The sequence below is a fragment of the Pseudescherichia sp. genome, assembly GCF_032052675.1.
In the GTDB taxonomy this organism is placed as follows: domain Bacteria; phylum Pseudomonadota; class Gammaproteobacteria; order Enterobacterales; family Enterobacteriaceae; genus Pseudescherichia.
The window spans coordinates 458,750-479,029 of the sequence record NZ_DAMBWA010000002.1 but is presented as its reverse complement, the minus strand read 5'-3'; the positions used below and the strand labels follow the sequence as shown (position 1 = coordinate 479,029).

18 protein-coding genes, 2 tRNA genes and 2 other RNA genes are annotated in these 20,280 nt (G+C 53.0%); 11 read left to right on the top strand and 11 right to left on the bottom strand.

Going from position 1 to position 20,280, the window contains the following annotated elements; translation table 11 throughout:
- Positions 1 to 36: 36 nt before the first annotated feature.
- The 6 genes from RTX96_RS04820 to RTX96_RS04795 form a co-directional block, all read right to left on the bottom strand.
- Positions 37 to 169, bottom strand: a non-coding RNA gene (locus RTX96_RS04820) — RtT sRNA.
- Between the two features lie 44 nt (positions 170 to 213).
- Positions 214 to 298, bottom strand: a tRNA-Tyr gene (locus RTX96_RS04815).
- A gap of 25 nt (positions 299 to 323) precedes the next feature.
- A non-coding RNA gene (locus RTX96_RS04810) (RtT sRNA) lies at positions 324 to 456 on the bottom strand.
- 44 nt (positions 457 to 500) lie between these two features.
- A tRNA-Tyr gene (locus RTX96_RS04805) sits at positions 501 to 585 on the bottom strand.
- Between the two features lie 157 nt (positions 586 to 742).
- Positions 743 to 1,585, bottom strand: coding sequence for a formyltetrahydrofolate deformylase (purU, locus tag RTX96_RS04800; RefSeq protein ID WP_312670348.1), 843 nt, complete (start codon positions 1,583 to 1,585; stop codon positions 743 to 745).
- Between the two features lie 45 nt (positions 1,586 to 1,630).
- Positions 1,631 to 2,089, bottom strand: coding sequence for a YchJ family protein (locus RTX96_RS04795; protein WP_312670347.1), 459 nt, complete (start codon positions 2,087 to 2,089; stop codon positions 1,631 to 1,633).
- Positions 2,090 to 2,586: 497 nt separating this feature from the next.
- Here RTX96_RS04795 and rssB point away from each other — a divergent pair, with 497 nt between their 5' ends.
- Both rssB and galU read left to right on the top strand, forming a co-directional pair.
- Positions 2,587 to 3,600 (top strand): two-component system response regulator RssB, encoded by a 1,014-nt coding sequence (gene rssB / locus RTX96_RS04790; RefSeq protein ID WP_103819999.1) that lies wholly within the window; start codon positions 2,587 to 2,589, stop codon positions 3,598 to 3,600.
- A gap of 198 nt (positions 3,601 to 3,798) precedes the next feature.
- Positions 3,799 to 4,707: a UTP--glucose-1-phosphate uridylyltransferase GalU gene (galU, locus tag RTX96_RS04785; RefSeq protein ID WP_103820000.1), complete on the top strand. Its 909-nt coding sequence runs from the start codon at positions 3,799 to 3,801 to the stop codon at positions 4,705 to 4,707.
- 173 nt (positions 4,708 to 4,880) lie between these two features.
- On the opposite strand, the gene hns is transcribed toward galU, so the two are convergent.
- Complete coding sequence (hns, locus tag RTX96_RS04780; RefSeq protein WP_103820001.1) at positions 4,881 to 5,294, bottom strand: histone-like nucleoid-structuring protein H-NS; 414 nt, start codon at positions 5,292 to 5,294, stop codon at positions 4,881 to 4,883.
- 577 nt (positions 5,295 to 5,871) lie between these two features.
- Here hns and tdk point away from each other — a divergent pair.
- Positions 5,872 to 6,486, top strand: coding sequence for a thymidine kinase (tdk, locus tag RTX96_RS04775; RefSeq protein WP_103820002.1), 615 nt, complete (start codon positions 5,872 to 5,874; stop codon positions 6,484 to 6,486).
- Positions 6,487 to 6,572: 86 nt separating this feature from the next.
- On the opposite strand, the gene adhE is transcribed toward tdk, so the two are convergent.
- Complete coding sequence (adhE, locus tag RTX96_RS04770; protein WP_103820003.1) at positions 6,573 to 9,254, bottom strand: bifunctional acetaldehyde-CoA/alcohol dehydrogenase; 2,682 nt, start codon at positions 9,252 to 9,254, stop codon at positions 6,573 to 6,575.
- A 486-nt stretch (positions 9,255 to 9,740) separates the two neighbouring features.
- Here adhE and RTX96_RS04765 point away from each other — a divergent pair, with 486 nt between their 5' ends.
- The 7 genes from RTX96_RS04765 (at position 9,741) to RTX96_RS04735 (ending at position 17,722) form a co-directional block, all read left to right on the top strand.
- Complete coding sequence (locus tag RTX96_RS04765) at positions 9,741 to 10,388, top strand: YchE family NAAT transporter (protein ID WP_103820004.1); 648 nt, start codon at positions 9,741 to 9,743, stop codon at positions 10,386 to 10,388.
- Between the two features lie 794 nt (positions 10,389 to 11,182).
- Positions 11,183 to 12,817: an oligopeptide ABC transporter substrate-binding protein OppA gene (gene oppA, locus RTX96_RS04760; protein ID WP_312670346.1), complete on the top strand. Its 1,635-nt coding sequence runs from the start codon at positions 11,183 to 11,185 to the stop codon at positions 12,815 to 12,817.
- A 135-nt stretch (positions 12,818 to 12,952) separates the two neighbouring features.
- A complete protein-coding gene (gene oppB, locus RTX96_RS04755) occupies positions 12,953 to 13,873 on the top strand; it encodes an oligopeptide ABC transporter permease OppB (RefSeq protein WP_042394400.1) in 921 nt (306 codons plus the stop codon).
- A gap of 14 nt (positions 13,874 to 13,887) precedes the next feature.
- A complete protein-coding gene (gene oppC / locus RTX96_RS04750; protein ID WP_103820006.1) occupies positions 13,888 to 14,796 on the top strand; it encodes an oligopeptide ABC transporter permease OppC in 909 nt (302 codons plus the stop codon).
- A gap of 12 nt (positions 14,797 to 14,808) precedes the next feature.
- Positions 14,809 to 15,822, top strand: a complete 1,014-nt coding sequence (locus RTX96_RS04745) for an ABC transporter ATP-binding protein (RefSeq protein WP_312267699.1) — start codon at positions 14,809 to 14,811, stop codon at positions 15,820 to 15,822.
- Entirely contained in the window at positions 15,819 to 16,823 is a 1,005-nt protein-coding gene (gene oppF, locus RTX96_RS04740) for a murein tripeptide/oligopeptide ABC transporter ATP binding protein OppF (protein ID WP_103820008.1), read from the top strand. Before RTX96_RS04745 ends, oppF begins: the two co-directional genes overlap by 4 nt.
- Before the next feature lie 50 nt (positions 16,824 to 16,873).
- Positions 16,874 to 17,722 (top strand): ion transporter, encoded by an 849-nt coding sequence (locus tag RTX96_RS04735; protein WP_312670344.1) that lies wholly within the window; start codon positions 16,874 to 16,876, stop codon positions 17,720 to 17,722.
- 24 nt (positions 17,723 to 17,746) lie between these two features.
- On the opposite strand, the gene RTX96_RS04730 is transcribed toward RTX96_RS04735, so the two are convergent.
- Together RTX96_RS04730 and cls are read right to left on the bottom strand one after the other, a co-directional pair.
- Positions 17,747 to 18,076, bottom strand: coding sequence for an HI1450 family dsDNA-mimic protein (locus tag RTX96_RS04730; RefSeq protein ID WP_103820010.1), 330 nt, complete (start codon positions 18,074 to 18,076; stop codon positions 17,747 to 17,749).
- Between the two features lie 35 nt (positions 18,077 to 18,111).
- Positions 18,112 to 19,572: a cardiolipin synthase gene (gene cls / locus RTX96_RS04725; RefSeq protein ID WP_103820011.1), complete on the bottom strand. Its 1,461-nt coding sequence runs from the start codon at positions 19,570 to 19,572 to the stop codon at positions 18,112 to 18,114.
- A gap of 143 nt (positions 19,573 to 19,715) precedes the next feature.
- Between cls and RTX96_RS04720 the strand changes: the two genes are divergently transcribed.
- Complete coding sequence (locus RTX96_RS04720; protein ID WP_141092957.1) at positions 19,716 to 19,889, top strand: YciY family protein; 174 nt, start codon at positions 19,716 to 19,718, stop codon at positions 19,887 to 19,889.
- Between the two features lie 41 nt (positions 19,890 to 19,930).
- Here the strand turns inward: RTX96_RS04720 and RTX96_RS04715 are convergent, their stop codons facing one another.
- Positions 19,931 to 20,227 carry a YciI family protein gene (locus tag RTX96_RS04715; protein ID WP_103820265.1) on the bottom strand — a complete coding sequence of 99 codons (297 nt, stop codon included), beginning with the start codon at positions 20,225 to 20,227 and terminating at the stop codon, positions 19,931 to 19,933.
- Positions 20,228 to 20,280 lie beyond the last annotated feature (53 nt).

Sequence of the window (20,280 nt, the reverse complement as noted above, 5' to 3'; positions counted from 1 at the left end):
TGAGGTTTGATTTAAATGGGATGCTTTATAAGAAGATGGTGGTGGGGGAAGGATTACTCGGTGCTTCGCACCTCGCCCTTCGGGTCGTTGCCTGACGGCAACGCTCTCTCGCTGTCGCTCGAGTCGAACCTTGGTCGAAGCTTCTCATCCTTCCCGGTACGGAATAGTATGCAGCTTTGAGGTTTGATTTAAATGGGATGCTTTATAAGAAGATGGTGGTGGGGGAAGGATTCGAACCTTCGAAGTCTGTGACGGCAGATTTACAGTCTGCTCCCTTTGGCCGCTCGGGAACCCCACCAGGGGTAATATCTTGCTTGTAGAGATGGTGCTGGGGGAAGGATTATTCGTCGCTTCGCTCCTCACCCTTCGGGCCGTTGCCTGATGGCAATGTTCTCTCGCTGTCGCTCGAGTCGAACCTTAGTCGAAGGTTCTTACCCTTCCCCGATAAGTGCATACGTCAGCTTAACTCATCGGGTTTACCACACTGCTGTGGTGAATAATGGTGGTGGGGGAAGGATTCGAACCTTCGAAGTCGATGACGGCAGATTTACAGTCTGCTCCCTTTGGCCGCTCGGGAACCCCACCACGGGGTAATGCTGGTACTGGCCTGCTTCCCTTGGGAAGCGGGGCGCATCATATCAAATGACGCGCCGCTGTAAAGCATTCCTTTTAAAGAAATGAACCGTTTGCATGCTTTTTATGCGCACTGCGCTAATGCTAAGCAACCCATCTCATCAGTCGCTTACAGAATAATCGTCCGGTTGCCGTAAACAAATACCCGCTGGCCCAAAACTTCGTACAGCGCCCGGCTGAGTACGTTCTTCTCAACGTCGCGTCCAGCACGCATCATATCCTCGGCGGTGTAAGTGTGATCGACGTGAATAACGTCCTGCATAATAATTGGACCCTCGTCCAGATTATCATTCACATAGTGCGCAGTCGCACCAATGATCTTCACGCCGCGCTCGTAAGCCTGATGATAAGGACGAGCACCAATAAATGCCGGTAAGAACGAGTGGTGAATATTGATGATCTTATTCGGGAAGCGGGCAACAAAGGTTGGCGTTAGCACACGCATGTATTTTGCTAACACCACATAGTCCGGGTCATAGGCTTCAATCGCCTGAGCCATCTTCTCGTCGTGATCTTCACGGGTCAGCCCTTCATGGCTTACCAGCTCAAAAGGAATATCAAAACGCTCCACCAGCGTGCGCAGGGTGTCATGGTTACCAATCACGGCGGCAATCTCTACATCAAGGCCGCCATAGTTGGCCTTCATGAGCAGATCGCCCAGGCAATGCGCCTCTTTGGTGACCAGAATTACGATGCGACGACGACCCGCAGGCGTTAACTCCCGCACGGAACCGTCTGGCAGGGCGCTGTCGAGATCGGCCAGCAGGGTAGAATCGTTGAAAATGCCCTCCAGCTCGGTACGCATAAAGAAGCGCCCGGTACGGTGATCGACAAACTCATTGTTCTGTACGATGTTCAGCTCGTGCTTGTAACAAATGTTGGTGATGCGTGCGATAAGCCCTTTCTGATCGGGGCAGATAGTACGCAGAACTTTTCGTTGTAGTGAATGCATTGCCGGGTAAATCCTTGACGTGTTTGCTATGAGGTACCGCTGGGTTTATTGCCCGCAGCACTTTTTAAATTTTTTGCCCGAGCCACAGGGGCAGGGATCGTTACGGCCGAACTGAGGACGCGTGCCATCAATATAATACCATTGGCCGTTTTCTTTTAAGAACCTGGAACGCTCAATAATTGCGCCCGTTTTGCCTTTCTCTTTAAAACGTGCCACAAAACTGACGAACCCTTCGCCGCTGTGGCTGCCCTCCGCCTGCTCAAAGAGGGTCAGACCCAGCCACTCGGTGCCGGCGAAGCCCGCCTCTATCTCCTGACGGAACGCCGCAGCCTGACAGGAGGGATGCCATGTTTGGATCAGATAGTCAGCACGTTTTTCTACAAACGCCGTATAGCGCGAGCGCATAAGTTGGCTGGGATCGGACGCAATCTCTTTTCCAGACAGATAAGGCTGGCAACATAGGCTATACTCCAGTGCGCTACCGCAGGGACAACGGTTTGACAAAATAGGTATCCTGAATAAATGAGAGCGCCGATGCGCCTTTGCCGCACTATGTTAACTGAGCGATGACGATGACGCTATGCCAGGAGAGTAAGGCAGAGGATATATTCCTCAGGACTGGTCATAAGGTCAAAAATTTAGTACGTTTCGGCATAGGCAATTGGCGCCAAGCGCTGAGAGAGGCGTTTTGGCCACCGCGATGTTTTGACATCATGACCTATTCGGTTCAAACACTTACGCATGGCGTATGATGCCACAATACGCCAGACGGGCCTGAGATCCTGATAAACCTATTTGTCCTGTTTTTCTGCCGGCCTTGTGTGCGGCAGTGCATATTGCTGTTTTGCAGCAGGCCGAGGGATGGTAATGGGCGAATTGTAACCACTCGGTGTACATAAAATGTTTGAGTACTTGGTTTTTCGCTTTCTTAAGCAAAATCTGACAGGCGGTAGTCGCAATAGCGTGCCACTATTGAACTATCGTAAGGCAGGGGAGAGAACATGACGCAGCCATTGGCCGGAAAACATATGTTAATCGTTGAAGACGAACCCGTTTTCCGCTCACTGCTGGACTCCTGGCTTCTGTCTCTTGGCGCATCCACTACCCTTGCAGGTGACGGTGTGGAGGCGCTTGAGATGTTCGCCAGGGTCAGACCAGATCTGATGATCTGTGATATCGCAATGCCGCGGATGAATGGCCTCAAGCTGGTCGAACATCTGCGCAATGAAGGCGATCAAACGCCCATCCTGGTGATTTCGGCAACGGAGAATATGGCTGACATCGCCAAAGCGCTTCGGCTTGGCGTCCAGGATGTCCTACTTAAGCCGGTGAAGGATTTTGCTCGCCTGCGGGAGACCGTATTGGCCTGCCTCTATCCCAATATGTTTAATTCGCGGGTAGAGGAAGAGGAGCGGCTCTTTCAGGACTGGGATGCCTTAGTAAGCGATCCCCATGCGGCGGCAAAGCTGCTGCAGGAATTACAGCCTCCTGTTCAACAGGTTTTATCCCAGTGTCGCGTTAATTATCGCCAGCTGGTTGCAGCCAATCAGCCTGGACTGGTGTTAGATATTGCGCCACTTTCCGATCACGATCTCGCCTTTTATTGTCTGGATGTGACACGCGCCGGCGATAACGGTGTATTAGCCGCGCTCCTATTACGCGCACTTTTCAATGGCCTGTTGCAGGAGCAGCTCTCTCAGCAGCGTCAACGCTTACCCGAACTGGGCGCGCTGTTAAAGCAGGTCAATCAATTACTGCGCCAGGCAAATTTACCTGGACAGTTCCCCCTGCTGGTGGGTTATTACCACAGCGAGCAGAAAAATTTGATATTAGTTTCTGCTGGTCTTAACGCAACGCTGAATACTGACGATCAACTGGTGCAGATTAGCAGCGGGGTGCCGTTAGGTACGCTGGGTAATGCTTACTTAAATCAAATAAGCCAGCGTTGTGACGCCTGGGAGTGCCAGGTTTGGGGAACGGGCGGTCGACTGCGCTTAATGTTGTCTGCGGAATGAGCGATCGCGCTGCGTTCCCCATTTTGCTTTATCGTAAAAACGAGCCGGGTGCTAACATCAGGACAGTCTTATAGGTAATTGTCTTAATTACATGTTGATGAGTCCAATTCAGACCAGGCTCACAGTTTGATACTGATATACTCATTGCACTATTCATTGACGAACGTGTTCTAGTATGAACAGTCCAGGAGATTTTAAATGGCTGCCGTTAATTCAAAAGTAACAAAAGCAGTTATCCCGGTCGCAGGATTAGGAACCAGGATGCTGCCCGCCACGAAAGCTATCCCGAAAGAGATGCTGCCGCTGGTAGATAAACCCTTAATTCAATACGTAGTAAACGAATGTATTGCGGCGGGTATTACGGAAATCGTTTTAGTTACTCATTCATCTAAAAACTCCATCGAAAACCACTTCGACACCAGTTTTGAACTGGAAGCGATGCTGGAAAAACGCGTTAAGCGCCAGCTGCTGGAAGAGGTACAGTCTATTTGCCCACCGCACGTCACAATTATGCAGGTGCGTCAGGGTCTGGCTAAAGGGTTAGGCCACGCCGTACTGTGCGCGCATCCGGTCGTGGGTGATGAGCCGGTGGCTGTTATTCTGCCTGACGTTATTCTTGATGAATATGAATCCGATCTCTCTCAAGATAACCTTGCGGAAATGATCAAGCGCTTCGATGAAACCGGCTGTAGCCAGATTATGGTGGAGCCGGTTGAAGATGTCACCGCGTATGGCGTGGTGGATTGCAAAGGCGCCGAGTTAAAACCGGGTGAAAGCGTGCCAATGGTTGGTGTGGTTGAGAAGCCGAAGGCTAACGTTGCGCCTTCTAACCTTGCTGTTGTAGGCCGTTACGTCCTGAGCGCTGAAATTTGGCCTCTGCTGGCAAAAACTCCGCCGGGCGCAGGGGATGAGATCCAGCTGACCGACGGTATCGATATGCTTATCGAGAAAGAGACCGTTGAAGCCTACCATATGAAAGGCAAAAGCCATGACTGCGGCAATAAGCTGGGTTATATGCAAGCGTTTGTTGAATATGGTATTCGTCACAACACGCTGGGTGAAGAATTCAAGAGCTGGCTGGAGAATGAGATGGGCCTTGCTAAGTAAGGTCTTTCTTACCGCCATTTGACAAAAGCCGAAGATATCACCGTTACGTACGGATTATCTTCGGCTTTTTTATTGCCACTTGTTTCTAAGTGAAAACATAAGCCTGCGCTAACCCTACGGCAGTGCCAATAAAAAATCCCGCCGTAGCGGGATTTTTTACATCAGGCGAGGGATTATTCCTTAATCAGGAAGTCTTCCAGCTGTTTGCCTTGCTCGTCCATTGCCTTCTTAATAACGGCTGGGGTACGGCCCTGGCCGGTCCAGGTTTTAGTTTCGCCGTTTTCGTCAACGTAGCTATATTTAGCCGGGCGTGCTGCACGCTTAGCTTTAGTACCTACTTTCGCGGCTGCCATGCTGTTCAGCAGTTCGTTTGGGTCAATACCGTCAGCAATCAGCATTTCACGATACTGCTGCAGTTTACGCGTACGCTCTTCAATTTCAGCAGCAGCGGCATTATCTTCTTCACGACGCTCGTTAACAACAACTTCTAATTTTTCCAGCATTTCTTCGAGCGTTTCGAGAGTACATTCTCTTGCCTGTGCACGAAGAGTACGGATGTTGTTCAGAATTTTAAGTGCTTCGCTCATTGTAGTAATCTCAAACTTATAATGGGTGGTTTGTTGAGCTAATAATAGAGCGATAATTTGAGTTGTGCAATACCCGGCAATGTAAGGAATTCAAAATTACCCGTTATTTGCCCGTTTTATTAATTGCGTTATCTTAAATTTACCTACAGTGAACCGGTCCCACAAAGCTTATCCAATCCATTACCCCTGGTCTGTTTAGGGTCAGATTAAGTGAAAAATGTAATCAGACTTTTTCGATTAATGCTGACAGTACTATTGCCGGGATGGATAAATATCAACCTTTCTTATTAGTCTGCCATAAGTGTGGTGAGCTTAAATTACTAATATTTTCTGTCACCTAAGTTAAGAGCGGGCAATGCAAAAAGGCGTGTCCCTACACAGGTCAGTGATAAAGCGAGAGGGCTGGATGTCAGCAGTAATGGCTACGTCATTCATAAGTGTTATAAAGTGTGTATATCACATCAAAACGTAAGGGCTACCATTAACAGGTTAGTTGCGCTACCAGCCATGTTAGTTGAGCAAATTATGCTACAATCCGCGCGTTAAAAATTACACCTTGATTGGGGTCTCCAGACCAATGGCTCAGCTATATTTCTACTACTCGGCAATGAATGCCGGCAAATCTACGGCGCTCTTGCAGTCTTCCTACAATTACCAGGAAAGGGGGATGCGCTCGCTGGTCTATACCGCCGAAATTGATAACCGTTTCGGTAGTGGAAAAGTCAGCTCCCGTATCGGCCTCTCTTCGCCAGCAAAATTATTCAACCAGCAGACATCGCTGTTTGATGAGATCCGCGATGAGCACGCTCGGGAGCCTGTCCACTGCGTGCTGGTGGATGAGAGCCAGTTTTTAACGCGTGAACAGGTTTACGCCCTCTCTGAAGTCGTCGATAGGCTGGATATTCCTGTACTGTGCTATGGCCTACGCACTGATTTCCGTGGCGAACTGTTTACCGGCAGCCTCTATTTGCTGGCGTGGTCAGATAAGCTGGTCGAGTTAAAAACCATCTGTTTCTGCGGCCGTAAGGCCAGCATGGTATTACGTCTCGATCAGGATGGGCGTCCCTATAATGAAGGAGAGCAGGTAGTTATAGGGGGGAATGAGCGCTACGTCTCGGTATGCCGTAAGCACTATAAAGAGGCGCTCGCAGAAGGCTCTCTGACAGCGATACAGCGTCGCGTGCGTGGGTAGGTAGCGGATAAGCCAGAACAGGCGCAGCGTGCCGCTGAGGCCATAAAAAAACCCGCCGACTGGCGGGTTTTTGTTAGCACGATAGATTAAGCGGGTTTTTTCACTTTCTTATCGGCTTTTACCGGTACCGCAACGTCAGCCTGCACAGGCGCAGCGTCACCCTCTCTGTACTCGCGGCCATAGTAGGTATCCAGCAGGATCTGTTTCAGCTCGGCGATCAGCGGGTAGCGCGGGTTAGCGCCGGTGCACTGGTCATCGAAGGCGTCTTCAGACAGCTTGTCGACATGAGCAAGGAAGTCCGCTTCCTGCACGCCTGCTTCGCGGATAGATTTCGGAATACCCAGTTCAGCTTTCAGGCTATCCAGCCATCCCAGCAGCTTCTCAATCTTCGCCGCGGTGCGATCGCCCGGTGCGCTCAGGCCCAGATGGTCAGCAATCTCTGCGTAGCGACGGCGAGCCTGCGGACGGTCATACTGGCTAAAGGCCGTCTGTTTGGTTGGGTTATCGTTCGCGTTATAGCGGATAACGTTGCCAATCAGCAGGGCGTTAGCCAGGCCGTGCGGAATGTGGAACTGCGAGCCGAGTTTGTGCGCCATTGAGTGACAAACACCGAGGAAGGCGTTAGCAAAGGCGATACCGGCGATGGTTGCCGCACCGTGCACGCGTTCGCGAGCCACTGGGTTTTTCGACCCTTCATGGTAGGACGCTGGCAGGTACTCTTTCAGCAGCTTAAGCGCCTGCAGAGCCTGACCATCAGAGAACTCGGAGGCCAGCACGGATACATACGCTTCCAGGGCATGGGTCACCGCATCGAGGCCGCCAAAGGCGCACAGTGATTTCGGCATATCCATGACCAGGTTGGCATCGACGATGGCCATATCCGGGGTCAGAGCGTAGTCAGCCAGCGGGTATTTCTGACCGGTAGCATCATCGGTTACGACGGCGAACGGCGTAACTTCAGAACCGGTACCGGAGGTGGTAGTGATAGCAATCATTTTTGCTTTCACGCCCATTTTCGGGAACTTGTAGATACGTTTACGGATATCCATAAAGCGCAGCGCCAGCTCTTCGAAGTGGGTTTCCGGGTGTTCGTACATAACCCACATGATTTTTGCTGCATCCATCGGGGAGCCGCCGCCCAGGGCGATAATCACGTCAGGCTTGAAGGAGTTCGCCAGCTCAGCACCCTTACGAACGATGGTCAGGGTCGGATCCGCTTCAACTTCAAAGAACACTTCCGTCTCTACGCCAGCCGCTTTCAGCACGGAGGTGATCTGGTCCGCGTAGCCGTTGTTGAACAGGAAGCGGTCGGTGACGATCAGCGCACGTTTGTGGCCATCGGTAATCACTTCATCCAGCGCAATGGGCAGGGAGCCGCGGCGGAAGTAGATTGATTTCGGAAGTTTATGCCACAGCATGTTTTCAGCTCGCTTAGCAACGGTTTTCTTGTTGATCAGGTGCTTCGGACCTACGTTTTCAGAGATGGAGTTACCACCCCAGGAGCCGCAGCCCAGGGTCAGGGACGGCGCGAGTTTGAAGTTGTACAGGTCGCCGATACCACCCTGAGAGGCCGGGGTGTTAATCAGAATACGGGCGGTTTTCATCTTCTCGCCGAAGAAAGCCACGCGATCCGGCTGGTTGTCCTGGTCAGTATAGAGACAGGAGGTGTGACCGATCCCACCCATTGCGACCAGTTTCTCCGCTTTAACCACGGCATCTTCGAAATCTTTCGCGCGGTACATCGCCAGCGTCGGGGAGAGTTTTTCGTGAGCAAACGGCTCGCTCTCATCCACGGTAGTCACTTCGCCAATCAGGATCTTGGTGCTGGCCGGCACGGTAAAGCCTGCCAGTTCAGCAATCTTAACTGCTGGCTGACCCACGATGGCCGCGTTCAGCGCGCCGTTTTTCAGGATGATATCCTGAACGGCCTTCAGCTCCTGGCCCTGCAGCATGTAGCCGCCGTGGCTGGCAAAACGTTCACGTACTTTGTCATAGACGGAGTCAACGACCACCACAGACTGCTCGGAGGCACAGATAACGCCGTTATCGAAGGTTTTTGACATCAGCACAGAGGCAACGGCACGTTTGATATCGGCAGTTTCGTCGATAACAACCGGGGTATTACCTGCACCTACGCCGATAGCCGGTTTACCAGAGCTATAAGCCGCTTTAACCATGCCCGGACCGCCGGTGGCGAGGATCAGGTTGATATCCGGATGGTGCATCAGGGCATTAGACAGTTCTACGGAAGGTTGGTCGATCCAGCCAATCAGGTCTTTTGGTGCGCCCGCAGCAATAGCGGCCTGCAGAACGATATCGGCTGCTTTGTTAGTGGCATCTTTAGCACGCGGATGCGGAGAGAAGATGATTGCGTTGCGTGTCTTGAGGCTAATCAGCGATTTAAAGATGGCGGTAGAGGTTGGGTTAGTGGTCGGAACGATACCGCAGATAATACCGATAGGCTCGGCGATAGTGATGGTGCCAAAGGTGTCGTCGGTAGAAAGCACACCGCAGGTCTTCTCATCTTTATACGCGTTGTAGATATATTCAGAAGCGAAGTGGTTTTTAATCACTTTATCTTCCACAATACCCATACCGGATTCTGCAACAGCCAGCTTAGCGAGAGGAATTCGCGCATCGGCGGCAGCCAGAGCGGCGGCACGGAAGATTTTATCAACTTGTTCTTGAGAAAAGTTGGCATATTCACGCTGGGCTTTTTTCACGCGTTCAACGAGTGCGTTAAGTTCAGCGACGTTAGTAACGGCCATAATGATCTCCTGATAATGTTAAACTCTTTTAGTAAATCAGTTGCTCAATGGATCAACAGAACAGTATAGTAAGACCCGTAGCAGCCTGCATTACCGTTTCAAAAACAAGTACTTATTAACGACACCTGCACCCATGATTTACTAAAAGAGCCTCGCCTCAGCATCATACCGTTTGATACTTCTTTTCTCCCTGGCGGCGTAAACAAGGTTACTCACTTCTGAGTAGCGATTACGTGATCCAGATCAAGAATAGTCGAAGCTGACACCTTTCAGCTGGCTCTTTTTATTCATTTGCATCAAATGTTAATAATTTCAGGGGCGTAGTAGAAATAAGCTATCATACTTTCTACAATTAAATAACATACACACACTCTCACGTTTTTCAGAATATTTCTGGTGAAGTATGCTGATATTAGGCGTATCTTTAGCATGGTTTTTTTATGGCTAAAATTTTGCCTTCGGCGTTGATTATTTGCGGAGTTTACCGTGATCCAGACGTTGTTTGATTTTCCGACCTATCTGAAGTTTTTTATTGGCCTGTTTGCTCTGGTTAACCCGGTCGGGATTATTCCTGTATTCATCAGCATGACCAGCTACCAGACCGCGGCGGCGCGAAACAAAACCAACCTAACCGCCAGCGTCTCGGTTGCCATTATTCTCCTTACCTCACTCTTTTTAGGCAGCACCATCCTGCAGCTTTTTGGTATCTCTATCGATTCATTCCGTATTGCCGGGGGCATCCTTGTGGTGACCATTGCGATGTCGATGATCAGCGGCAAGCTTGGCGAGGATAAGCAGAATAAACAGGAGAAGTCAGAGACGGCCATTCGCGAAAGCATTGGGGTGGTACCGCTCGCGCTACCGTTGATGGCAGGGCCGGGGGCCATCAGCTCCACCATTGTCTGGGGAACGCGTTTTCATAGCTGGCCCCATCTGCTCTGTTTTTCCATCGCCATTGCCCTGTTCGCACTCTGCTGCTGGGGACTGTTTCGTATTGCGCCCTGGCTGGTTCGTTTATTAGGCCAGACCGGCATCAACGTCATTACTCGAATTATGGGGCTGTTACTGATGGCGCTGGGCATTGAATTTATCGTTACCGGGATCAAAGCCATTTTTCCCGGCTTAATGCACTGATAACTTTCATTCGAAAAATGTCAGCCTGAACGGCGCACCCAGCGCCGTTTTTTTCATCATTATTAGTAAAACATATAACTAATGTTGAAAAATGGCACAAACATAACAAATCGCGCTGGTTGAACTAAAGTCTTAATAATCAGCACGTTGAATTTTTCTCTTTGACACGTTTGCTTACATTCCCCCCTTTATGCCTGTTATTTTACTCACATGATACTCTGGGGCTTGCTGTGTGATTATCGAAATGATATTAGTAATTTAATCACCCACACAGATGAATGTGCTAGAAAATGAGCACTTGTTACATTTTTGTGTAAAAAACAATCGACCTGAACGTAAACACGGGAGGAAGAGTAATAAATGCACTATGTCATTGATTTTGATATCGTTTACCCATTTATTCCTCGCAGTACACCTCGCGTAAAGCCGCTACAGAATTGTATAAAAGAGAAATGCTTAACAAATTTGCAAATTGTATTGGCGGACGATAAATGCATTTGATACTTTCCAGGCCACTATTTGCAGCAAAACGCTCAGCAAATGAATAGATGCAGATGAGAATCATTTTCATAAATGATATTCATCAGGATATATAAGGCGCCTCAAACAGGGGAGGCGTTAAAGAATCGACGCCAGGCTGCCGCTATGAGTAGCCAGTAATAATAAAAGTCGGTGATAGCAAGCAGTAACCCCTTGCGGATGCAAAAACTCCTGCACCGTACAGGCACCCCCTCGGGGGAATGAAACAGGCTGGCACAAAAGCCAGTAATTATAATGAGTGGAGTACCAACACAATGTCCATCATCACAAAAAAAAGCTTGGTAGCGGCAGGGATTTTGACTGCGCTAATCGCGGGTAACGTTGCCATGGCGGCAGATGTACCTGCAGGTGTTCAACTGGCAGAGAAGCAAACCCTGATCCGAAATAACGGTGCCGAGCCGCAGTCGCTCGACCCAAATAAGATCGAAGGGGTACCCGAATCCAACGTCAGCCGCGATCTGTTTGAAGGTCTGCTGATTACCTCTCCGGTTGACGGCCACCCTGTTCCGGGCGTTGCCGAATCCTGGGATAATAAAGATTTTAAAGTCTGGACCTTCCATCTGCGTAAAGATGCCAAATGGTCTAACGGCGAGCCTGTGACCGCCCAGGATTTCGTCTATAGCTGGCAGCGCCTGGTGGATCCGAATACCGCCTCGCCTTATGCAAGCTATCCGCAATATGGCCATATCGTAAACGTTGATGCGATCATCGACGGCAAAATGAAGCCGAGCGAGCTGGGCGTTAAGGCGATTGATGACCATACCCTGGAAGTTACCCTGAGCGAGCCGGTGCCTTACTTCTATAAGCTGCTGGTCAACCCGGCGATGTCCCCGGTAAATAAAGCCGCCATCGAAAAATTTGGCGAAAAGTGGACCCAGCCAGCGAATATCGTTACCAACGGCGCGTTTAAACTGCAGGACTGGGTTGTTAACGAACGTATTGTGATGGTGCGTAACACTAATTACTGGGATAACGGCAAAACCGTTCTCGATCAAATTACCTATCTGCCGATCTCCTCCGAAGTCACGGACGTTAACCGCTACCGCAGCGGCGAGATTGACATGACCTATAACAACCTGCCGATCGAGCTGTTCCAGAAGCTGAAAAAAGAGATCCCGCAGGAGGTGCACGTTGACCCATACCTCTGCACCTACTACTACGAAATCAACAACCAGAAAGCACCGTTTACCGATGCCCGTATCCGTACCGCGCTGAAGCTGGGCCTGGATCGCGATATCATTGCTAACAAAGTGAAAGCGCAGGGCGATCTGCCTGCCTATGGCTACACCCCGCCGTACGCCGACGGTGCGAAACTGACCAAGCCGGAGTGGTTCGGCTGGACGCAGGAAAAACGCAACGAAGAGGCGAAAAAACTGCTGGCGGAAGCAGGCTACACTAAAGACAAGCCGCTGACCTTTAACCTGCTGTACAACACCTCCGATCTGCATAAGAAGCTGGCCATTGCCGCCGCCTCTATCTGGCAGAAAAACCTCGGGGTGAACGTCAAGCTGGTGAACCAGGAGTGGAAAACCTTCCTCGATACCCGTCACCAGGGTAACTTCGACGTGGCCCGTGCTGGCTGGTGTGCGGACTATAACGAGCCGACCTCGTTCCTGAACACCATGCTCTCCGGCAGCTCAATGAACACCGCGCACTATAAGAGCGAGGCGTTTGACCGCATCATGGCCGATGCCGTGAAAGCCAGCGACGAAGCGAAACGCAGCGAGCTGTACGATCAGGCTGAACAGCAGCTGGGTAAAGACTCGGCGATCGTACCGGTTTACTACTATGTAAACGCGCGTCTGGTGAAACCGTGGGTGGGTGGTTATACCGGTAAAGACCCAATGGATAACGTCTACGGTAAAGATCTCTACGTTATCAAACATTAATGGCAATATGTGGGGCAGGGCGTAACCGTGCTAAGACGCGGCGTCGCACTGCCCCATCGTGTCTTATTTTATCGCACTGCATACACCGGCGTGTTTACGCCACGTGTATAAGGCACAGGCCAGAAGGTACGGGCAATGTTGAAATTTATTTTACGTCGCTGTCTGGAAGCTATTCCGACGCTCCTGATTCTTATTACCATCTCCTTCTTTATGATGCGCCTTGCGCCGGGTAGTCCTTTTACCAGCGAGCGCGCGCTGCCGCCGGAAGTGATGGCGAACATCGAAGCGAAATATCACTTAAACGATCCGATCATGACCCAGTATTTCAGCTACCTGAAACAGCTGGCACACGGTGATTTCGGGCCGTCATTTAAATATAAAGACTATTCGGTCAACGATCTGGTGGCCTCCAGCTTCCCGGTGTCGGCGAAATTAGGCGCGGCCGCCTTTTTCCTCGCCGTAGTGCTGGGCGTGGCGGCGGGCGTTATTGCGGCGCTTAACCAGAATACGAAGTGGGACTATACGGTCATGGGCTTTGCCATGACCGGGGTGGTTATTCCCAGCTTCGTGGTTGCGCCGCTGCTGGTGCTTATTTTCGCTATTACGCTGAAGTGGCTGCCGGGCGGCGGCTGGAACGGCGGGGCGCCGAAATTTATGATCCTGCCGATGGTGGCGCTCTCTTTGGCCTACATCGCCAGTATTGCGCGTATCACCCGTGGGTCGATGATTGAAGTGCTGCACTCTAACTTCATCCGTACCGCCCGCGCTAAAGGTTTGCCCCTGCGCCGCATCATCCTGCGTCACGCCCTGAAGCCCGCGCTGCTGCCGGTGCTCTCCTATATGGGCCCCGCGTTTGTTGGCATCATCACCGGCTCGATGGTTATCGAAACCATCTACGGTCTGCCGGGCATCGGTCAGCTGTTTGTTAACGGCGCGCTGAACCGTGACTACTCCCTGGTGCTGAGCCTGACCATTCTGGTCGGCACGCTGACTATTTTGTTCAATGCGATCGTGGACGTGCTCTATGCCGTTATCGATCCGAAAATCCGTTACTAACGCTGGGGTACGCCATGATGTTAAGTAAGAAAAACAGCGAGGCGCTGGAAAACTTCAGTGAGAAACTGGAAGTCGAAGGGCGTAGCCTGTGGCAGGATGCGCGTCGTCGCTTTATGCACAACCGCGCCGCCGTTACCAGCCTTGTCGTACTGGTGCTGATCGCGCTGTTCGTCGCCTTTGCGCCACTGCTGTCGCAGTTTACCTATTTCGATACCGACTGGGGCATGATGTCCAACGCGCCGGATATGGCCTCCGGCCACTACTTCGGCACCGACTCCTCGGGGCGTGATCTGCTGGTGCGTGTCGCTATCGGTGGCCGCATCTCCCTGATGGTCGGCATTGCCGCCGCGCTGGTTGCGGTCGTGGTCGGCACGCTCTACGGCTCGCTCTCGGGCTATCTTGGTGGCAAAGTCGACTCGGTGATGATGCGCCTGCTGGAGATCCTCAACTCCTTCCCGTTCATGTTCTTTGTGATCCTGCTGGTGACCTTCTTCGGACAAAATATCCTGCTGATCTTTGTCGCTATCGGCATGGTCTCCTGGCTCGATATGGCGCGTATCGTGCGCGGCCAGACACTGAGCCTGAAGCGCAAAGAGTTTATCGAAGCGGCGCAGGTCGGCGGCGTATCGACGGCCAGCATTGTGGTGCGCCACATCGTGCCGAACGTGCTGGGCGTGGTGGTGGTTTACGCCTCGCTGCTGGTCCCGAGCATGATCCTGTTTGAATCCTTCCTGAGCTTCCTCGGCCTCGGTACCCAGGAGCCGCTCAGCAGCTGGGGCGCGCTGCTCAGCGATGGCGCAAACTCGATGGAGGTGTCACCGTGGCTGCTGCTCTTCCCGGCGGTGTTCTTAGTCGTGACCCTGTTCTGTTTTAACTTTATCGGCGATGGCCTGCGTGATGCCCTCGACCCGAAAGATCGTTAAGGAGTGCTGTGAATGAGTATCATTGAAACCTCAGCGTCGACGATGGCGCAGCAGCAATCTAACGTTCTGCTGGATGTCAACGACCTGCGGGTCACCTTTAAAACGCCGGACGGTGACGTAACGGCGGTGAATGACCTGAACTTTAGCCTGAGCGCGGGGGAGACCCTCGGGATCGTGGGTGAATCCGGCTCTGGTAAATCGCAAACGGCGTTTGCGCTAATGGGCCTGCTGGCCGCCAACGGCGTCATCGGCGGCTCGGCAACGTTCAACGGCAGAGAGATCCTCAACCTGCCGGAGCGCGAGCTTAACCGGCTGCGTGCCGAGCAGATCTCCATGATATTCCAGGATCCGATGACCTCGCTGAACCCCTACATGCGCGTCGGCGAGCAGCTGATGGAAGTATTAATGCTGCATAAAGGCATGGGTAAAGCCGAGGCGTTTGAAGAGTCGGTCAAAATGCTCGACGCGGTTAAAATGCCAGAAGCGCGTAAGCGCATGCGCATGTATCCCCACGAGTTCTCCGGCGGGATGCGCCAGCGTGTAATGATCGCGATGGCGCTGCTGTGCCGTCCGAAGCTGCTGATCGCCGATGAGCCGACCACGGCGCTGGACGTCACCGTGCAGGCGCAGATTATGACCCTGCTCAACGAGCTGAAGCGTGAGTTTAATACCGCCATCATTATGATCACCCATGACCTCGGGGTGGTGGCGGGTATCTGCGACAAGGTGCTGGTAATGTATGCGGGCCGCACAATGGAGTACGGTGCCGCGCGTAACGTCTTCTATCAGCCTGCGCACCCGTACTCGATCGGCCTGCTGAACGCCGTACCGCGTCTGGATGCGGAGGGGGAGTCCCTGCTCACTATTCCGGGTAACCCGCCGAACCTGCTGCGCTTGCCGAAAGGCTGCCCGTTCCAGCCGCGCTGTCCGCACGCGATGGAAATTTGTAATACGGCTCCGCCGCTAGAGGAGTTTGCCCCGGGCCGCCTGCGAGCCTGCTTTAAGCCGGTGGAGGAGCTAGTATGACTACCCAGACCGAAGAGAGAAAAGTTCTGCTCGAAATTGCCGATCTGAAAGTGCATTTCGACATTAAAGATGGCAAGCAGTGGTTCTGGCAGCCAGCCAAAACCCTGAAGGCGGTGGACGGCGTGACGCTGCGCCTCTACGAAGGGGAGACCCTCGGCGTGGTGGGCGAGTCCGGCTGCGGTAAATCGACCTTTGCCCGCGCCATCATCGGCCTGGTGAAGGCCACCGACGGTAAGGTCGCCTGGCTGGGCAAAGATCTGCTCGGGATGAAGCCTGACGAGTGGCGCGATGTGCGCAGCGATATCCAGATGATCTTCCAGGATCCGCTGGCGTCGCTTAACCCGCGCATGAATATTGGCGATATCATTGCCGAGCCGCTGCGCACCTACCATCCGACGATGCCGCGTCAGGAAGTGCGTGACCGCGTAAAAGCGATGATGATGAAGGTCGGCCTGCTGCCCAACTTGATCAACCGTTATCCGCACGAGTTCTCCGGCGGCCAGTGCCAGCGTATCGGCATCGCCCGGGCGCTGATCCTTGAGCCGAAGCTGATCATCTGCGACGAGCCGGTCTCCGCGCTGGACGTGTCGATTCAGGCACAGGTGGTCAACCTGCTGCAGAAGCTGCAGCGCGAGATGGGCCTGTCGCTGATCTTTATCGCCCATGACCTGGCGGTGGTGAAGCACATCTCCGATCGCGTGCTGGTGATGTATCTGGGCCATGCGGTGGAGTTGGGAACCTACGATGAAGTTTACAACAATCCGCTGCACCCCTACACCAAAGCGCTGATGTCGGCCGTGCCGGTGCCCGATCCCGATCTGGAGAAAAACAAGCAGATCCAGCTGCTGGAGGGGGAGCTGCCGTCGCCAATTAATCCGCCGTCAGGCTGCGTATTCCGCACCCGCTGCCCGATTGCTGGACCGGAGTGCGCTCAGACACGTCCGGTGCTGGAGGGCAGTTTCCGCCACGCCGTTTCCTGTCTTAAGGTTGACCCGCTATAATCCCGCAGGGCTGGCATGAAGCCAGCCCTTTTTCGTTGCGAGGATTAACCGTGTCCAACCGCTCTTTTTCGCTACGCCAAACGCTTTATCGTCGCCTGTTCGATCAGCAAACTCGCTCCGGTCGTCGTTTTGAAGCGTTATGCGGCCTGCTGGCCCTGCTGAGCGTCATCACTATTTTTATTGAATCCAGCATGGGTAGCCAGTTGACCTTTACGCCTCAGGAGTGGCGGCTCTTTATCTGGATAGAGGTCGGTTTTACCCTCATTTTTACCCTTGAATACATTTTGCGGATCTTCGCATGGCCTAATCCTGTGCAGTACGTCTTTAGCTTCTGGGGCGTTATCGACCTGGCAACCATTCTGCCGCTCTACGTCCTGTGGCTCTGGCCGGAACTGGCTATTCACTACTTCTTTGCCTGGCGGGCAATGCGGGCGATACGCGTGCTGCGCATCCTCAAGCTGCTGCGCTATATGCCGGCGTTGCATAGCCTCTGGCGCGCGGTCATTAATGCCCGACACCAGCTTATTCTCTTCTATGCGTTTGTCGGTATTGTCATGGTGTCAGCCGGCGCGCTGATGTACGCCATTGAAGGGGAAGCGAGCGGCTTTACCAGCCTGGGCGTAGCGGTCTATTGGGCGGTAGTGACGGTCACCACGGTTGGCTACGGCGATATTACTCCGCACACGGTGGCCGGGCGGTTTGTGGCCTCTGTGCTGATTTTGATAGGCTACTCGGTGATAGCGATCCCGACAGGGATCCTGACGGCGCAGATGAGCAGTGAACTTCAGCAGAGAAAGCGTGCCCGCAGCTGTCCGCGCTGCCATCTGCATGACCACAACGCGGAAGCGCACTACTGCATGCGCTGCGGCGAACGACTGCCGAAGGCAGAAGAGGCGTAGCGCGGACTTTACCGCGCCAGGGGATCACTCACGCCACAGGATGTGGCAAATTTTATGATCTTTCTCGCGGCAGAGCAGCACGCGAGCGAAAATGTCGTTGATTTCACCGCCGTCGGTATCCGCCAGGCCGATAACCACTTCTGAGAAGAAGTCAGGGTTGAGATCGTAATCGACATGCTCCTGCCAGTCTTCGGCCGGATCGAACAGCTCCGCGCCGCCGCGCTCTTCAAACTGCAAATTAAAAAGAATAACGTCTGCCGGATCGAGATTATCCACCGCCAGCTCAAGAAAAATATCGTAGGCCTGCTCAAGCGTTTCATCTTCAGTCAGGCGATTGTTCAGATCCATTTCCATAGTTACACCCTGGTTTAACCGCTAATGGGCACGTTTTACAGCAACGGACTAAAGAAGTAAAACAGTCGCTCGACAATCCGCTGCCATAGCGGACGTTTCAACCAGCGCCTGACGTCCAGCAGGCGGGAGCGAGAGATATAGTCATCCTGCACCGCCGCCAGATCGCTGCCAAAACCGGCGTCGTCGATCACTAATGTTATTTCAAAATTGAGCCACAGACTGCGCATATCGAGGTTGACCGTGCCGACGAGGCTCAGCTCGCCGTCTACCAGCACGCTTTTAGTATGCAGCAGGCCGCCTTCGAACTGATATATTTTTACACCCGCCGCCAGCAGCTCGCTGAAAAAGGCCCGACTGGCCCAGCCTACGAGCAGGGAGTCGTTCTTACGCGGCAGAATAATGCTCACGTCCACGCCGCGCTGGGCGGCGGTGCAGATGGCATGCAGCAGATCGTCACTGGGTACAAAGTAGGGCGTCGTCATGATCAGATACTCCCGCGAAGCGTAGACCGCGGTCAGCAGCGCCTGGTGGATCAGATCTTCCGGAAAGCCCGGGCCGGAGGCAATGGTATGGATCGTATGCCCGCTGGCCTGTTCGAACGGCATGATATTGGCGTCCGGCGGGGGAGGAAGAATACGCTTGCCGGTCTCAATCTCCCAGTCGCAGGAGTAAACCACGCCCATCGAGGTGGCGATAGGTCCCTCCATGCGCGCCATCAGGTCTACCCACTGGCCAACGCCCGCCTCCTGCTTGAAAAAGCGCGGATCCACCAGGTTCATGCTGCCGGTATAGGCGATGTAGTTATCAATCATCACCATCTTGCGGTGCTGACGCAGATCCATCCGGCGCAGGAAGACACGCATCAGATTGACCTTCAACGCCTCGACTACCTCTATACCCGCATTGCGCATCATTGCTACCCACGGACTGCGGAAGTAGGTCACGCTACCCGCAGAGTCGAGCATGAGACGGCAGTGAACGCCGCGGCGAGCCGCCGCCATCAGCGACTCGGCGACCTGATCAGCCATCCCTCCGGGGTGCCAGATATAGAACACCATCTCAATATTGTGCCGGGCAAGCTGGATATCGCGGATCAGCGCCTGCATCACATCATCAGAGGAGGTCAGGAGCTGCAGCTGGTTACCCTTCACGCCGCCGATACCCTGGCGACGCTCGCAGAGCTGAAAAAGCGAGGCGGCCACCTGGCTGTTCTCTTCGGCAAAGATATGCTTGCAGGCTTTAAGATCGTGGAGCCACTTCGCGGTGGAGGGCCACATGGCGCGGGCGCGCTCTGCTCGCCGCTTGCCAAGATGCAGCTCACCAAAAGAGAGATAGGCGATGATCCCCACCAGCGGCAGGATATAGATGATCAATAGCCAGGCCATAGCCGAAGGGACGGCGCGGCGCTTCATCAGGATGCGTAATGTCACCCCGGCGATCAGCAGCCAGTATCCTAAAATGACCAGCCAACTCACAACGGTGTAGAAGGTTGTCATAGTTAAAAAAATCCTTTTCAGTGCGCCATACACTGAGTGTACGCATAAGCATCCATCTGGCAAATAAAAACGGCGGAGAAAGCGCTGGTGCGGCGTCTGCAAGGGTCTATAATGAAACCTTCGTTATTAGCAGAGTTGCAGTCATGAAGCGTAGTAGAACGGAAGTGGGGCGCTGGCGGATGCTTCGCCAGGCGAATCGCCGCAAAGCTCGCTGGCTGGAAGGCCAGTCGCGTCGTAATATGCGCATCCACTCAATCAGGAAGTGCGTGCTGAACCGTCAACGCAACGCGTTGCTGTTCGCTATTAACACGTATTGAGATCGTCTGAGGGCACACGCGGGTGCCCTCAGAATTAAAGCCTAGAATACTTTCTTATAGGGTTTAACCGACACGGTCTGGTAAACCCCCGCCGCGACGTAAGGATCGGCTTCCGCCCAGGCTTTTGCCTCCTCCAGCGATTCAAACTCAGCAATCACCGTTGACCCACTAAAACCTGCTGCGCCGGGATCGTTACTGTCAACCGCAGGCATCGGGCCTGCCGTCAGCAGGCGACCCTCGTCGCTTAGCAACTGAAGGCGTGCAAGGTGTGCAGGACGCACTGAGAGGCGTTTTTCGAGTGAGTCGGCAATATCTTCAGCGTAGATCACATAAAGCACGGGCATAGCTCCTTAAATTATAAAATGACTCCTGGACGCTAACATACCTCGCA

Coding starts and splice junctions, on each gene's coding strand:
- RTX96_RS04730 (WP_103820010.1), bottom strand. CDS start 18,076: ATGGAAATGGATCTGAACAATCGCCTGACTGAAGATGAAACGCTTGAG.
- rssB (WP_103819999.1), top strand. CDS start 2,587: ATGACGCAGCCATTGGCCGGAAAACATATGTTAATCGTTGAAGACGAA.
- hns (WP_103820001.1), bottom strand. CDS start 5,294: ATGAGCGAAGCACTTAAAATTCTGAACAACATCCGTACTCTTCGTGCA.
- tdk (WP_103820002.1), top strand. CDS start 5,872: ATGGCTCAGCTATATTTCTACTACTCGGCAATGAATGCCGGCAAATCT.
- oppF (WP_103820008.1), top strand. CDS start 15,819: ATGACTACCCAGACCGAAGAGAGAAAAGTTCTGCTCGAAATTGCCGAT.
- galU (WP_103820000.1), top strand. CDS start 3,799: ATGGCTGCCGTTAATTCAAAAGTAACAAAAGCAGTTATCCCGGTCGCA.
- adhE (WP_103820003.1), bottom strand. CDS start 9,254: ATGGCCGTTACTAACGTCGCTGAACTTAACGCACTCGTTGAACGCGTG.
- purU (WP_312670348.1), bottom strand. CDS start 1,585: ATGCATTCACTACAACGAAAAGTTCTGCGTACTATCTGCCCCGATCAG.
- cls (WP_103820011.1), bottom strand. CDS start 19,572: ATGACAACCTTCTACACCGTTGTGAGTTGGCTGGTCATTTTAGGATAC.
- oppB (WP_042394400.1), top strand. CDS start 12,953: ATGTTGAAATTTATTTTACGTCGCTGTCTGGAAGCTATTCCGACGCTC.
- RTX96_RS04745 (WP_312267699.1), top strand. CDS start 14,809: ATGAGTATCATTGAAACCTCAGCGTCGACGATGGCGCAGCAGCAATCT.
- oppA (WP_312670346.1), top strand. CDS start 11,183: ATGTCCATCATCACAAAAAAAAGCTTGGTAGCGGCAGGGATTTTGACT.
- oppC (WP_103820006.1), top strand. CDS start 13,888: ATGATGTTAAGTAAGAAAAACAGCGAGGCGCTGGAAAACTTCAGTGAG.
- RTX96_RS04720 (WP_141092957.1), top strand. CDS start 19,716: ATGAAGCGTAGTAGAACGGAAGTGGGGCGCTGGCGGATGCTTCGCCAG.